The organism is Bifidobacterium avesanii (genome assembly GCF_009299475.1).
Classification (GTDB): domain Bacteria; phylum Actinomycetota; class Actinomycetes; order Actinomycetales; family Bifidobacteriaceae; genus Bifidobacterium; species Bifidobacterium avesanii.
On record NZ_WBSN01000012.1, the window covers coordinates 1 to 14,390 of the forward strand.

Consider the following 14,390-nt stretch of genomic DNA (forward strand, 5'->3'; position numbering starts at 1 on the left):
CCGCTGCCCCACCGTCGGCTCGACGAAGGGGGCTGCGCCAGCAGAGGCGGGGGCATCGCCCCCAGAGACCGTCGGGCGCCCCCCTCGCCCGGCCCCGACGGCGCCGCGCCGTCGCGCACGGTGACCCGCGAGGCCACCCGCGTGCTCGAATCCATGGGACTGGTGACCGTCCGGCGCAAGGCCGGGACCGTCGTGAACCCGATTGACCGGTGGAATGTCTTCGACCCGCAGGTGATCCGATGGAGGCTCGGCGGCGCGTACCGCCTCAACGCGCTGAACGAGCTGTCCCAACTGCGTTCAGCCGTGGAGCCGGTGGCCGCGCGCCTCGCGGCGGCGGCGGCCACGCCAGCGCAGTGGGGCGAGCTCACCGAGGCGGCCGTCGGCATGGTCTCCCATTCCGACCACGCCGACGAGCAGGCGTATCTGGACGCGGACACGCGATTCCACCGCACGCTGCTCGAGGCGTCCGGCAACCTCATGTTCGCGGCGCTCGGCGACGTGGTGGCCTCCACGCTGGAGGGCCGCACCGCGCACGAGCTCATGCCCGCCATCGCCAATCAGGAGGCGCTGGACCTCCACGTCGAGGTCGCCTCCCTGATCCGCAAGGGCGACGGGGCCGGCGCCGAGGCGGCGATGCGGCGCATCGTGGACGAATCCGCGGACGCGATCACGCGCATCGCCGCGAACGGCTGAACGGCTGAGCGTCGGCCTACTTGGCGAACGGCTCGGACGCCCTGTCCAGCGCGGCCACTTCGTCCGCGGTCAGGTCCAGCGTCGTGGAGGCGACCAGGGCCGGCAGCTGCTCGGGCGTGCGCGCGGAGGCGATCGGCCCGGCCACCTGCGGACGGTGGCGCAGCCAGGCCAGCACCACGGTCGCGATCGCCGCATCGTGGGCCTTGGCCACCCGGTCCAGCGCGTCGACGAGTGCGAATCCGGCGGCGGTGAGGTAGCCGGCCACCATGCCCTCGCGCGCCTTGCCCTCGGCGTCGGCGGCGGAGCGGTACTTGCCGGTCAGGAAGCCGGCCGCCAGTGAGAAGTACGGGAACACGGACAGGTTCTCGCGCGCGGCGATCGGGGCGAGCGTGCGCTCGTAGTTGCCGCGGTGGACGAGGTTGTAGTGCGGCTCAAGCGCCACGGGCAGCGCGTAGCCGTGCTCGCGGGCGATGCGGAACCACTCCTCGATGCGGTCGGCCGTGTAGTTCGACAGGCCGATCGCGCGGATCTTGCCGGCCTTCACGAGTTCGTCGAACGCAGCCGCGGTCTCCTCGAGCGGCGTGGCCTTGTCGTCGAAGTGCGCGTAGTACAGGTCGATCTCGTCCACGCCCAGGCGCAGCAGCGACTCGTCCGCCGCGGCGAGCACGTTCGCGCGCGACAGGCCCTTGTACTGCGGGTGCTCGCTCACCTTGGTGGCGATCACCACGCGGTCGCGGTTGCCGCGCACGGCCAGCCAGCGGCCGAGGATGATCTCGGATTCGCCGCCCGCGTTGCCCGGCGCCCACGCCGAGTACACGTCCGCCGTGTCGACGAAGTTGCCGCCGGCCTCCACGTACTCGTCCAACACCCTGCGGCTGGTCGCCTCGTCGCTGGTCCAGCCGAACGTGTTGCCGCCCAGCACCAGCGGAAACACCTCCAGATCGCTGCCGCCCACCTTCACACGCTGATCATCGGCCATGACATCATCCTTTCCATGTGCGGAACCGTTGCGACGCCCGGCATCCGGGGCCTGCCGGCGCAATCCGCCGCCGGCCCCGAGGCCTCGCCCCACCATTGTCCCGCTCCGGGGCCGCCGCCCGGCGCCCGTTCCGCTCCCGGCCAAGAAATCCCGGACCGGCATGTCAAAAAAGTACCGGTCAGCGCAATGCCTTGACCGGGCGCCCACCGTTGCCGCATCAACGCAAACCGTCCGCCGTGGCGGATGGCGGCCCGGACCGCTGAATTGCGCGTTCGCCCGGTTGAGACGCGTTCGCCCGACCGAAGACGCGTTCGCCCGGTCGAAACGGACGGCGGAGAACCCGAAAACGTCCGTTTCGACCGGGCGGACCTGTGGCCGTCACCCGCGGCGTCCCACGCCCCGGGCGTCCGGGGCGTCCGACGCGCTCAGACGACCTTGCGCTCGAACGGGTCGGAGCTGATGCCCTTGGCCAGGATGTCCTTGCACCACTCCTTCGCGGTGAACAGGCTGTGGTCGCGGTAGTTGCCACAGCTTTCGATCGTGGTGGCGGGCACGTCGTCCCACGTGGCCTTGTAGGCGATGAACTCGAGCGACTCCTTGAGCGCGCGGGCCACGTCCTCGGTGGAGTGTTCGCCCCATGTGAGCAGGTGGAAGCCGGTGCGGCAGCCGAACGGCGAGCAGTCGATGTAGCCCGGGATGCGCTCGCGCAGCAGCACGGCGATGGTGTGCTCGATGGTGTGCAGGCCGCCGGTCGGGATTGCGTTCTCGTTCGGCTGCACCAGTCGCAGGTCGTAGTTGGAGATCACGTCGCCGTGCGGGCCCTTCTCCGTGTCGATGTAGCGCACGTACGGCGCCTTGACCTTGGTGTGGTCGAGCTGGAAGCTCTCCACCACGGGCTTTTGGGGCTTGGTTTCGGACTGATCGTTTTCCGCCATGATTCCTCCGTTCCATGGAAAATCGGACAACCGAGCCCCATGCTACTCCGGCCCGCCGCGGCCTGACCGCACATCGGGCCGGGTCCGGCCGCCACCGTTATCGAAAGAATCGATAGCCCACGATTCCAGTCCACGATTCCGCCTCACGATTCGGCCGCGATGACCGCCATGAAGCGCTCGCCGTACAGCTTGAGCTTGCTTTCGCCCACGCCGTTGAGGGCACGGAGTCATTCCGCCGTACATTGGCTACGCCTCAGCGGATCGGAAAGCATTCGGGTATCCGATGATTTTCTTGACGCATAAGACCATGCACCAGAAAAATCAGTACAACTGGTCATGAGAACCGGTTCGCGTCAACACCAGTTGCAGCTCGGACCATTCGATGCGGTAGATAAGCAGCCAGTCCCCTTCGACATGGATCTCTCGGTACCCCTTCCAGTTGTTAACAAGGGCATGATCACGGTACTTGGTCGACAACAGGTCTTTGTCCTGTTTCATGAGCGCTTCGATCGCCGCCCGCATTTTGTCCGCATCGTAGTGCTTCCTGAGCAGCGCCTTGAAGTCCCGTTTGAACTGCGTGGTGCGGAAGACCGAATCAAGCATCCAGCAAATCCTTCATCAAGTCGTCAACCGACCCGAACGATTCACCTTCATGCGCATCGGCTTGGGCGCGCGCCAGAATGTTCGCGGGGTTCTCTCTTGTGGCGCGGAACGGCATGCCGTTATCAACCACCGACTGACGTAGGAACATGTTCAATGCGGTCGACAAATCCAAACCCATCGATTCATATAGTTCCTTGGCGCGCTGCTTGACCTGGGAATCCGTACGGAAGGTGATAGTTGTCATATCCGCCATTGATGTCTCCTATCATCATGCCGATGTCATAACATCATACATACATTGTAACATAATGAAATCGGATGCACAGGTTCCCATCGCAATTAGCGCAATGCGGTCGAAGGTCTTGCCAAGCATCCGCATTCCACCCAGCCTATGTTCCGATCCGTTCTCCAACGCATGAAGCGCCTCCGCGTCGCGCTCGGCGCCTGCACGGTGTCCGCCGACGGATGGAGCCGGTCGGCACCGCAACCGCCGCCGACCGCCTCACGATTCGGTCGCGATGACCGCCATGAAGCGCTCGCCGTACAGCTTGAGCTTGCTTTCGCCCACGCCGTTGACCTCGAGGAACTGCTCGTCCGTGGTGGGACGGAGCCGGACCATGTCGCGCAGCGCCTTGTCGTTGAACACGATGTACGGCGGCTTGCCGGCCTCGCGCGCGATCTCGAGGCGCAGCTCGCGCAGTTTGCGGAACAGCGCCTCGTCGGCCTCGGTCGGCTCCCCGCCGCCGTCCGCGAGCGCCGCGCCGAACGTGCCCGACGCACCGGCCGAACCGGGCGCACCGGCGCCGCCGCGCGCGCCCGCGCCCATGCCCCGAGCCGGTTTGCGCTCGATCCGCTTGATCTCGTAGTGGAAGTCCGGCGCCACGGTCTCCGCCGCGCGACGTCCGAACCCGACGATCGGCATCCGGCCCTCGGAGATCACGAGAAAGCCGTCGGTGGCCATCTGGCTCAGGATGTCGCGCACGCGGGCCTCCGGCGTCTCGCGCAGCCTGCCGTAACTCGGGCAGCGGTCGAGGCGGCGGGCGAGCACGTCCTGCGCCTGCGAGCCGCGCAGAATGGCGACGATCTTGCCCGAGCCGAGTCCCTGCCGCACGGCCGCGCGCGTGGGACGGCCGGCGTCGTCGTAATCGTACATCACGTCGTGCACGCAGCGGCTGATGGCGCGCGCCACGTCCGTCACGTCGATGGTCTCGAAAGTGCTGTCGCAGTTGGTGCAGCCGCCCTTGCATTTGCCGTCGCCGCCGCGCGCGGAGGCGGGCGTTTCCTCGCCGAAGTAGCGGGTCATGTACATGTGCAGGCAGTCGGCGGTGCGGCAGTAGCCGACCATGCCGTCGAGCAGGCGGCGCTTGGACAGGCGCACGGCCTCCTGCTCCTCGGGGGTGAGCCGGTCGTTCTCGTAGTCGGAGTCCAGCAGGCGGCGGCGCGTGACGATGTCAGACTCGTTCCACAGCAGCGTGCAGCGGCTCGGCAGCCCGTCTCGCCCGGCGCGCCCGGCCTCCTGATAGTAGGCCTCGATCGACTCGGGCATGTTGTGGTGGATGACGTAGCGCACGTTCGACTTATCGATGCCCATGCCGAACGCGTTGGTGGCCACCACGACCGGCACGGCGTCGGTCACGAAGTCGCGCTGGGCCCGGCCGCGCGCCTCGGCCGGCATGCCGCCGTGGTAGGCGACCGCGACCGGACCGGAGTCCGGGCCATTCCCCGCACCCGCCCCGCGCAGCGCCGGCACGGCCTCGTTGAGCGTGGCCGCGAGCGCCTCGGTCTCCTTGCGCGTGGAGCAGTACACGATGCCCGACTCGTCGGGGTGGTCGGCCACGTATCGCGCCACCCACGCGGCCTTGCGCTTGGTCTCCATCTTGATCACGTCGAAGTAGAGGTTCTCGCGGTCAAACCCGGTGACGGTGACGGCCGGGTTCCTGAGGCCCAGCATGGCGACGATGTCGCGCCGCACGCGTTCGGTGGCGGTGGCGGTGAACGCGCCGACCACGGGACGCGACGGCAGCGAGGCGATGAAGTCCCCGATGCCGAGGTAGCTCGAGCGGAAGTCCTGACCCCACTGGGAGACGCAGTGCGCCTCGTCCACGGCGATCAGGGAGATCGGCGTGCGGGCGGCGAAGCTGCGGAACCGCTCGGTTTCCAGACGTTCCGGCGCCACATACAGCAGCTTGACCTCGCCTCGGGCGGCCTGCGAGAGCACCATGCCCTGCTCGTCGGGCGACTGCGTGGTGTTGACGAAGTCGGCGGGGATGCCGGCGTCGTTGAGCCCGTCCACCTGATCGCGCATCAGCGAGATGAGCGGCGAGACGACGACGGTCACGCCGGGCAGCAGCATGGCGGGGATCTGGTAGCACACGGACTTGCCGGCGCCGGTGGGCATAACGCCGAGCACGTCGCGTCCGGCGAGCAGCGCGTCGACGATGCCCGACTGCCCGGGGCGGAACGAATCGTAGCCGAAGTACTGTTTGAGCGCCCCCAGCGCCGCCTCATGGCCCGTCGTCTGGTCCGTCCGGCCCGTCGTCCGGCCCGTCGCATTGTCTGTCATGCGTTCCACTCTACCCGGTCGGCGCACCCGTCCCGGGCCCGTCCCCGGCCGGCCCATGGCGGAAGTTGCATATCCGGGCGCATCCGGCGTCCGAACCGGCGTGCATGCGCCCGGATATGCAACTTCTGCCGCAAACGGCAACGATCAGATGGCCTTGAGCGCCTGATCGAGGTCGGAGATGAGGTCGTCCGCGTTCTCGATGCCGACCGAGATGCGGATGAGGTTCGCGGGCACCTGCAGGGTGGTGCCGGCCACGGAGGCGTGGGTCATGGCGGCGGGCACCTCGATGAGACTTTCGACGCCGCCGAGCGACTCGGCGAGCGTGAAGATCTCGGTGTGGTCGACGAACCGCTTGGCCGCCTCGGCGCCGGCCGCGAGCTGCACGGAGACGACGCCGCCGAAGCCGCCGTGCATCTGGCGGGCGGCGATCTCGTGGCCGGGGTGGGACTCGAGGCCCGGGTACCAGACGCGCTCCACTACGCTCGACGGCTGGGATTCGAGCCACTGCGCGACCTTGAGCGCGTTGGCGGAATGACGCTTGACGCGCAGGTCGAGGGTCTTGAGGCCGCGGATGTCGAGCCAGGAGTCGAACGGGGAGGGCACGGCGCCGGCAGCGTTCTGCAGGAACGCGACCTGATCGCGCACCTCCTCGTCGTTGAGCACCACGGCGCCGCCGACCACGTCGGAGTGGCCGCCGATGTACTTGGTGGTCGAGTAGACCACCGCGTCGGCGCCCTCGTCGAGCGGATGCTGGAGCGCGGGCGAGGCGAACGTGTTGTCGACGACGACCTTGGTGCCGTACTTGTGCGCGATCTGCGAGGTCAGGGCGATGTCGGTGATGTTGAGCAGCGGGTTCGACGGGGTTTCGACCCACACGTACTCGTAGTGCTTGGCGGCGAGCGCCTCCTCGACGGCCCTTGCATCGGTGATGTCGACCACGTCGAGGCCGACGCCCCACGGCACGAACACCTTAGCGAGCAGTCGGTAGGTGCCGCCGTACACGTCGTTGCCGAGCAGGACGCTGTCGCCGGGCTTGAGGGTGGAGCGCAGCAGCACGTCGATCGCGGCGAGGCCCGAGGCGAAGGAGAGCGCGTACTTCGCGCCCTCGACGGCGGCGAGCTGCTCGTCGAAGCTGGTGCGGGTGGGGTTGATGGAGCGCGAGTAGTCGTGTCCGCCCCTCAAGCCCAGCACGCCGTCCTGCTTGAAGGTGGAGGTGGCGTAGATCGGCGTGACCACGGCGCCGGTGGTGGGGTCGGGCTCCTGCCCGGCGTGGATGGCTCGGGTGGCGATGTCGGTGGCGGCGAACTTGGCGTTGTACTCGGCGGACATGATGGTTGGTTTCCTTTCGGTGTGTAATGGTTTCGAGGGTACGGCGGCGGGGGCGTCCCGCGCCGCGTGTCGGTATCGACGTTGCTGATAACGGATTATCGGATGGATCGGGATCGGGCGGAGCTCACAGACGGCTCACAGGTATTGTTCGGCGAGCGACGGGCGGGTGGTGCGGTTCACCACGTCGCCGAAGCCGTTGGCGCGCATCCAGTCGTCGTCGAAGATCTTCTCGAGGTAGCCGCGGCCGGAGTCGGGCAGCAGCACCACGACGAGCTGGTTTTCGTCGAGGTCGTTGGCGCGGGCGTACTTGAGCGCGGCGGCGACGGCCATGCCGGAGGACCCGCCCACGAGCAGGCCCTCCTCGGCGGCGAGGCGGCGGGTCATCTCGAAGGCCTCCGCGTCGTTCACCTTGACGATGTCGTCGGTGACGTTCCGGTCGAACGCCTTGGGGTAGAAGTCCTCCCCCACGCCCTCGATTTTGTACTGGTGCACGTCGGCCTCGCTGGGCGCGGAGTAGATAGAGCCCTCCGGGTCGGCACCGATCACCTTCACGGCCCCGTCGGACGTCTCCTTGAGGAAGCGGCCAGTGCCGGAGATGGTGCCGCCGGTGCCGATGCCGGCCACGAAGTGCGTGACCCGGTGGTCGGTGTCCTCCCACACCTCGGGGCCGGTGGTGGCGTAGTGGCTCATCGGGCCGTTGGGGTTGTCGTACTGGTTGGGCTTGAACGCGCCGGGGATTTCGCGGGCGAGGCGGTCGGACACGTCGTAGTAGGAGCGCGGGTCGCCGGGGCCGGCGTCGGTGGGCGTGACGACGACCTCCGCGCCGTAGGCCCTCAAGACCGCGCGCTTGGATTCGGAGACCTTGTCCGGCAGGGTGAAGATGGTGCGGTAGCCGCGCTGCTGGGCCACGAGCGCAAGGCCCACGCCGGTGTTGCCGCTGGTGGGTTCGACGATCACGCCGCCGGGCTTGAGCTGTCCGGAGCGCTCGGCCGCGTCGATGATGCGCTCAGCGATGCGGTCCTTGGACGAGCCGCCGGGGTTGAGGTATTCGATCTTCACGGCGACGGTGGCCTTCACGCCGTCGGTGACGTGGTTGAGTTTGACGAGCGGGGTGCCGCCGATGAGTTCGGTGACGTTGTTGTGGATGGTCATGGCTGTCTCGTTTCCTTGAGGTGCGGTCTGCGTGATTTTTGCGGTGCGGATTTGGTTCGGAGATGAACGGCTTCACGGCTGAGCGCGGGTTGAAACGGGACTCCCGCCCGGCTTGCGGACGGATGCGAATGCAGTTGGATGCACGTATGCCAATACAGTTCGGCTTATGCGTGATCGTTGGAATTTGCGAGAACTTCGCGAAGGAATCCTATCTCAAGTTATGCGTTGTCAACCGCTCGCCCTTGGGGCGTCGGTCAGCGACAACAGCAACACATGAGATACGTCATGGCCACCACCATAGCACCCGTTCCGGCTCCCGCGTGTCGCGGCGTCTCATATGCCGGACCCCAGCGGCGGACGGGACCGCCGGGGACGGGCGCACGTCGGCCACCATGCAGACGCCCGTCCGCCCCGCCCGGCCATGCGGCCGTATCCTGTGGTTATGCCAGACAACGCCTCACCGTCATCATCTTCGCCGCGGCCCATCGTCTTCACCGAGGAGCGCCGCTTCACCGCCGAGCAGGTCCAACGCCTGTTCCTGTCCGTCGGATGGGTCTCCGGCAGGTACCCCGAGCAGCTGCACCGCGCGCTCATGGGCTCCTCCACGGTCATCTCCGCATGGGACGGGGACCGGCTGGTCGGGCTGGTGCGCGCGCTCGACGACGGCGCGATGCTGGCGTACGTGCACTACGTGCTGGTCGATCCGGAGTATCAGGGCCGCGGCATCGCCGGCCATATGGTCGAGATGCTCAAGGACAAGTACCGCGACTTCTTCTACATCGAGGTCATGCCCGAGGAGAGCAAGAACGCCACGTTCTACGAGGCGCACGGCTTCACGCTCATGTCCGACGGCGTGGCCATGCAGATCGTCAACCCGAAGTGGTGAGCCGGACGGCCCGCTGACGCGTCCGCCGCGTCACAGCGAGGCCGCGGCCACCAGCTGGCGCGTGTAGTCCTCGGCGGGACCGCCCAGCACCGTCTCCGTGGGCCCGGTTTCCACCATATGCCCGTCGTGGAGCACCAGAATCCGGTCGGCGAGGTGCTGTACCACGCCCAGATCGTGCGAGACGACGATGAGCGCCATGTCCGGATGCGCGGCGCGGATCGCGTTCAGCGCGTCGAGGATCTGCACGCGTGCGGTCACGTCGATGGCGCTCATCGGCTCGTCAGCGAGGATCACGCGCGGCTCGGCCACGATGGCACGCGCGATGGCCACGCGCTGAGCCTGTCCGCCGGACAATTCAGACGGCAGGCGGTCCAGCATGTCCTCCGGCTCCAACCCGGCCGTGCGCAGCGCCCGGGACACGACTTCGACGGCATCGCCGCGCGAGAGCCTGCGCCCGGCGAGCACCAGCGGTTCGGCGACGGACCGCAGGACCGTCCAGCGCGGGTCGAGCGAAGCGAACGGGTTCTGGAACACGAGCCCGGATTCCCGCCTCAGGGCGCGGAACCCGTCCGAGGAGCCGGGCAGACGCCCGCCACGACCCGCCACGACCGGCATGCCCGCATAGGACACGTCCCCGGAGTCCGCGTTTTCCAAGCCCAGCATGATGCGCGTCAGCGTGGATTTTCCGGAGCCGGAGCCGCCGATCACCGCGAGGCACTCCCCCGCGCCCACCGAGGCCGAGACATCGAACAGCACCTGCTGCCGTTCGGACGCGCCGGCGCGCGGAAACGTTTTGACGATGTGGTTCGCGGCCACCAGCGCGGTCATCGGGCACCTCCTTGCTCGACTGTCATCGGTTCGGCGGCCATCGGTTCGGCCGACAACGTGAGCCGGCGCGCCGACGCCACGAGCCCGCGCGTCGCGTCGGCGTTCGGCGCGGCAAGCAGCCGCGCGGTCCGTCCCTCCTCGGCCACGGCCCCGTCGTCGATCACGTAGCAGCGCGTGGTGGCGCGGGCGAGCACGGAGAAGTCGTGCGTGATGAACAGCATGGACGCGCCGGCGTCGTCCACGAGGGAGACCAGCAGATCCACGATCTGGCGCTGGATGATCGAGTCGAGCGCGGTGGTCGGCTCGTCGGCCACGATGAGGCGGGGCGAGGTGATGAGGGCCGTCGCGATGCCGACGCGCTGCTGCTGCCCGCCGGACAGCTCGTGCGGGTACTTGCCGGCCACGGACTCGTCCAGCCCGACCTTGCGCAGCATGGACATGACGCGGTCGCGGCGCTCGTCGCGGCCCAGGTCGTAGTGGAGGCGCAGCGGCAGCTCGACCTGCCGCATCACGGTGGCGACCGGGTTGAGCGTCGCGCCGGGATTCTGGAAGACCACGCCCACGTAGCGTCCGCGCAGGTCCGCGAGCGTCCGTTCGGCGGCGCCGATCGCCTCGGTGCCGCCGAGCGCAGCCGATCCGGACGCCTCCGCCCCGCGCGGCAGCAGGCCGAGCAGTGACTTGGCGATCATGGACTTGCCGGAGCCGGAGGAGCCGATGAGCCCCACGCGCTCCCCGTCGCCGACCGAGAGGTTCACGTCGCGCACGACCGGCCGGCCGCCGATCGCCACGTTCAGTCCGCGGATGTCAACGCCCATCGTCTTCCCTCCGTTCCATGCCTCCCACGGCAAGCGCCGAGTTCAGCGCGTCGCCCAGCAAGTTGAGCGCCACCACGGCGAGCGTGACCACCAGTCCCGGCCACAGCACGGTGAGCGGGAACACGTTGATGAACTTCACGGACGTGGCGAGCGAATGTCCCCAGCTCGGCACGCCCGCGCCCACGCCGACGCCCAGATAGGTGAGCCCGGCCTCGGCGAGCACGGAGGTGCCGGCGGAGACGGTGAGCTGCACGCTGAGCACCGGGACGATGTTCGGGACGACGTGCCGCGTGAACGCGTACCAGCCGGACGCGCCGCCGGCCAGCGCCGAGGCCACGTAGTCGCCGCGAGCGGCGAGCATGGCGGCAGGGCGTGCGATGCGGGCCAGATTGAGCCCGTAGGCGATCGAGCAGGCGCCCACGATCACGCCCACGGACGCGCCGAACGGCACGGTGAGCAGCAGGGCGATGAGCACGGTCGGGATGGAGATGAGCGCGTCCACCACGGCCACGGTCACGGAGCCGAGCCCGGCGCGCCGGGAGACCATGCACCCCACGAGCAGCAGGCCCAGCGCCCCGGAGCACACCACGGTGAGCGCGGCGATGACCAGATTGGTGCGCGAGCCGGCCATGAGCCAACTCAGCACGTCCGCTCCGGTGCCGTCGGTGCCGAGCGGATGCGCGGCGGAGGGCGCCTCCCACACGTGGTAGCCGTCCGTGGCGAGCAGCGGCTGCGGCGTCCAGAACAGGGACACGGCCGCCACGGCCAGCCACAGGCCGAGCACGACCAGCGCGTAGCGGCCCGATCCCCGCCGCCACAGGGCGCGCGGCAGATTGGCCAATTTGGATGGATTCGCCATCATTCGTCTCCGTTCGCGTTCGTCGCCTTGAGCCGCGGGTCGAGCGCGCGGTGGATCAGGTCGATCGCCAGTCCCAGCGCGAGGAAGAACGCGGCGAGCAGGAACAGCTCGCTCTGCACGGCGATGAGGTCGCGGTTGCCCACGTCGCCGATGAGCAGCGCGCCGAGCCCCGGCAGCGCGAACAGGCTTTCCACGACCATCACGCCGGTGATCATCTGCGCGAAGGTGAGGCCCGCCACGGACACGAGCTGCGGGGTCGCGAGGCGCAGCCCCACGCGCAGGACGGCCTGGGTGCGGGTCATGCCGCACGCCATGGCCATGTCGACCGCGCCGCCGTCCGCGACGTCGCCGACCGCCGCGCGCGTGTAGCGCGTGATGCTCGCGCCCGCCACCACGCCGGTGGCCACGGCGGGCAGCACCAGCGAGGCCAGCGCGCGGCCGAAGTCATGCCATCCCTCGGAGGGGAAGCCCTGCGAGGGGAAGAGCCCGATGAGGCCGATGCCGCGCGAGAACAGCAGGATGAGCAGCAGGCCGCTCCACAGGGCCGGCACCGCGCCGCCGACGATGGCGAGCACGTGCAGGAACCCGCGCATGCGCCGGCCGCGGGCGAGCACGGACGCGCAGCCGAGCGGCAGGCCGATGAGCAGCGCCACCGCGAGGCTCATGACGATGAGCGGGAACGTGATCGCCGCGCGCTGGCCCACCTGGGCGATCACCGCGCGGCCGGTCAGCGCCGAGGTGCCGAGGTCGCCGCGCAGCAGGCCGCCGACCCAGTCGAAGTACTGGACGACGAGCGGCCGGTCGAGCCCGAACTGGACGCGCAGCGCGGCGATGCGGTCGGGCGTCGCGGCGGTGCCGGCCATGACGGCGGCCACGTCGCCCGGCAGGATGCGCAGGGCGACGAACACCAGCACGGAGACGCCGAACAGCGCCGCCGCGAACAGCAGCAGTCGATGTGCGAGAAAGCGCATGGTTCAACCTTAATCGAACGGTCTTGACCGAGCCGGGCCTCCGTCACCCCGGGCGGGGTTCCGGCGGGCTCCGGAGTTCCGGGGGCTCCGGCTACTTGCGGTACGTCACACTGTACAGCGGCAGGACGCTCTGGCTGAGTCTGGACGGGAAGCCGTCGACTCCCTTGGCCATGGCGACGGTCACGCGGTAGCCGAACAGCCAGTCGGCGGGCGCGTCCTCGGACACGATCCTCGCGGCCTGCCTGAGGTAGTCGTCGGCCTCGGCGTCGGTGGTGGCGGCGAGCGCCTTGGCGTACAGGTCCTGCACCTGCTTGTTGTCGTAGTGGTAGTAGTAGCTCGGCGTGGCCCACTTGTAGAAGTCGTGGCTTTCGGCGTGGTCCACGAGGGAGAGCTCGTAGTCGCCGTTGGTGTGCACGTCCTGCAGCCACGTGGAGAACTCCACGTAGTTGATCTTGAGATCGATGCCGATCTCCTTCAGCTGACTCCTCAGCTGGTCGCCGAGCTCGGTGCCGTACACGTTCGCGTACGTGAGGGTGAGCTGCAGCGGCTTGTCCGCGGTGTAGCCGGCCTCGGCCATGAGCGCCTTGGCCTTGTCAGCGTCGTGCGGGTACAGGTTCGTCAGGTCCTCGTAGCCGGGGTCCACGGACGGGATCGGTCCGCCGAGCGCCGCGTCCACGCCGCCGCGGGAGGCGATGATCTGCGCGTGGTCGATGCCGTAGCGGATGGCCTGGCGCACGCGCTGGTCCGCGAGCTTCGGGTTGGCCACGTTGAAGGCGAGCACGAATTTGTCGGAGCCGTCGTTGGCGGCCACGGTGTAGTGCTCCGGGTCGGACTGGAACGGCTTGGCGAGGGTGGCGGTGATGGGCGAGAGCACCTGCACGTCGCCGCTCTTCAGTGCGTTGACGGCGGCGTTGTCGTCGGGCAGGAAGCGCACGACCACGTTTGGGGTCTTCGCCTTGTGGTCGGCGCCCCAGTACTTGTCGTTGGCCTTGAGCACAAGCTTGTCGCTGGCGTCGAAGGAGACGACGTCGTATGGGCCGGAGCCGACCGCGGAGGTCTTGGCGTCGTACTGCGCGTCCTTGTCGAACACGAGGCCGGGGCGGCCGGACAGGTACCACAGCATGTTGGAGTCGGGCGCGGAGAGCGTGATCTTCACGGTGTCCGCGTCCACGGCCTCGGCCTTGTCGAGGTTCTTGACCTGATCGTAGTTGTAGTACTTCTGCGCCTTGAGCTCGTTGATGGACCAGGCCACGTCGTCGGCGTCGAGCGCGTCGCCGTTGGAGAAGTTCATGTTCTCGTTGAGGTGGAACGTGTAGGTCAGGCCGTCGGCGCTGATCTCCCAGCTCTTGGCGAGGCCGGGCTGCACCTTGTTGTCCGAGTCGCGCGAGACGAGGCCCTCGTACACGTTGCCGATGAGCAGCTGTTCGAGCGCGGAGCCGGACTGGTGGCGGATGTCGAGGTTGACGGGGGCGAGCTTGATGCCCACGGTCACGGTGTCCGCGGTCTGCGAGGCGCCGTTGGCCCCTGCATCGCCCGCGCCGGCGTCGGACGCGGTTTTGCCGTTGAAGTACATGGTCACGCCGATGATGACCGCCACCACCACGAGCACGGAAATGAGCGAGATGAGCCAGCCCTTGGGCTTGCCGCCGCGGGGCGACTTCGCGCGGGCGTTGAGCGAGGCGTCGGTGCTGGCCGCGTTGTTCTGCTTGGTTGCGCCGGCGTCGCCGTGCGCACCACTGTTGTGAGACATGCTTCGTCTCTCCTTGGGATTGTGATG

General features: G+C 68.5%; 14 protein-coding genes. 2 read left to right on the forward strand and 12 right to left on the reverse strand.

Features of this window, described 5'->3' with window-relative positions; translation table 11 throughout:
- On the forward strand, positions 1-693 hold a 693-nt coding region (locus tag DSM100685_RS07040), incomplete at its 5' end, for a FadR/GntR family transcriptional regulator (RefSeq protein ID WP_152350650.1).
- Between the two features lie 16 nt (positions 694-709).
- On the opposite strand, the gene DSM100685_RS07045 is transcribed toward DSM100685_RS07040, so the two are convergent.
- The 7 genes from DSM100685_RS07045 to DSM100685_RS07075 all read right to left on the reverse strand — a co-directional run bounded on the left by DSM100685_RS07045 (position 710) and on the right by DSM100685_RS07075 (position 8,254).
- A complete protein-coding gene (locus tag DSM100685_RS07045) occupies positions 710-1,672 on the reverse strand; it encodes an aldo/keto reductase (RefSeq protein WP_152350651.1) in 963 nt (320 codons plus the stop codon).
- 425 nt (positions 1,673-2,097) lie between these two features.
- Positions 2,098-2,607, reverse strand: a complete 510-nt coding sequence (locus tag DSM100685_RS07050) for an S-ribosylhomocysteine lyase (protein WP_152350652.1) — start codon at positions 2,605-2,607, stop codon at positions 2,098-2,100.
- Between the two features lie 321 nt (positions 2,608-2,928).
- On the reverse strand, positions 2,929-3,210 hold the full coding sequence (locus DSM100685_RS07055; RefSeq protein ID WP_152350653.1) for a type II toxin-antitoxin system RelE/ParE family toxin: 282 nt from the start codon (positions 3,208-3,210) through the stop codon (positions 2,929-2,931).
- The gene (locus DSM100685_RS07060; protein WP_152350654.1) at positions 3,203-3,463 is read right to left on the reverse strand and encodes a type II toxin-antitoxin system RelB/DinJ family antitoxin; all 261 of its coding nucleotides are present in this window, start codon (positions 3,461-3,463) and stop codon (positions 3,203-3,205) included. The genes DSM100685_RS07055 and DSM100685_RS07060 overlap by 8 nt, the downstream gene beginning before the upstream one ends.
- 249 nt (positions 3,464-3,712) lie before the next feature.
- A complete protein-coding gene (locus DSM100685_RS07065) occupies positions 3,713-5,773 on the reverse strand; it encodes a RecQ family ATP-dependent DNA helicase (RefSeq protein WP_152350655.1) in 2,061 nt (686 codons plus the stop codon).
- Positions 5,774-5,917: 144 nt separating this feature from the next.
- A complete protein-coding gene (locus tag DSM100685_RS07070; protein WP_152350656.1) occupies positions 5,918-7,102 on the reverse strand; it encodes a cystathionine gamma-synthase in 1,185 nt (394 codons plus the stop codon).
- A gap of 135 nt (positions 7,103-7,237) precedes the next feature.
- Positions 7,238-8,254, reverse strand: coding sequence for a cystathionine beta-synthase (locus DSM100685_RS07075; protein ID WP_152350657.1), 1,017 nt, complete (start codon positions 8,252-8,254; stop codon positions 7,238-7,240).
- A 442-nt stretch (positions 8,255-8,696) separates the two neighbouring features.
- On the opposite strand from DSM100685_RS07075, the gene DSM100685_RS07080 reads away from it, so the two are divergent.
- Positions 8,697-9,140, forward strand: a complete 444-nt coding sequence (locus DSM100685_RS07080) for a GNAT family N-acetyltransferase (protein ID WP_152350658.1) — start codon at positions 8,697-8,699, stop codon at positions 9,138-9,140.
- Between the two features lie 30 nt (positions 9,141-9,170).
- On the opposite strand, the gene DSM100685_RS07085 is transcribed toward DSM100685_RS07080, so the two are convergent.
- The 5 genes from DSM100685_RS07085 to DSM100685_RS07105 all read right to left on the reverse strand — a co-directional run bounded on the left by DSM100685_RS07085 (position 9,171) and on the right by DSM100685_RS07105 (position 14,363).
- Positions 9,171-9,968 carry an ABC transporter ATP-binding protein gene (locus DSM100685_RS07085; RefSeq protein WP_152350659.1) on the reverse strand — a complete coding sequence of 266 codons (798 nt, stop codon included), beginning with the start codon at positions 9,966-9,968 and terminating at the stop codon, positions 9,171-9,173.
- Complete coding sequence (locus tag DSM100685_RS07090; RefSeq protein ID WP_152350660.1) at positions 9,965-10,783, reverse strand: ABC transporter ATP-binding protein; 819 nt, start codon at positions 10,781-10,783, stop codon at positions 9,965-9,967. The genes DSM100685_RS07085 and DSM100685_RS07090 overlap by 4 nt, the downstream gene beginning before the upstream one ends.
- Positions 10,773-11,645 carry an ABC transporter permease gene (locus tag DSM100685_RS07095; RefSeq protein ID WP_152350661.1) on the reverse strand — a complete coding sequence of 291 codons (873 nt, stop codon included), beginning with the start codon at positions 11,643-11,645 and terminating at the stop codon, positions 10,773-10,775. The genes DSM100685_RS07090 and DSM100685_RS07095 overlap by 11 nt, the downstream gene beginning before the upstream one ends.
- Positions 11,642-12,613, reverse strand: a complete 972-nt coding sequence (locus DSM100685_RS07100) for an ABC transporter permease (protein WP_152350662.1) — start codon at positions 12,611-12,613, stop codon at positions 11,642-11,644. Before DSM100685_RS07100 ends, DSM100685_RS07095 begins: the two co-directional genes overlap by 4 nt.
- A 91-nt stretch (positions 12,614-12,704) precedes the next feature.
- Positions 12,705-14,363, reverse strand: coding sequence for an ABC transporter substrate-binding protein (locus DSM100685_RS07105; protein ID WP_152350663.1), 1,659 nt, complete (start codon positions 14,361-14,363; stop codon positions 12,705-12,707).
- Between the last annotated feature and the right edge of the window lie 27 nt (positions 14,364-14,390).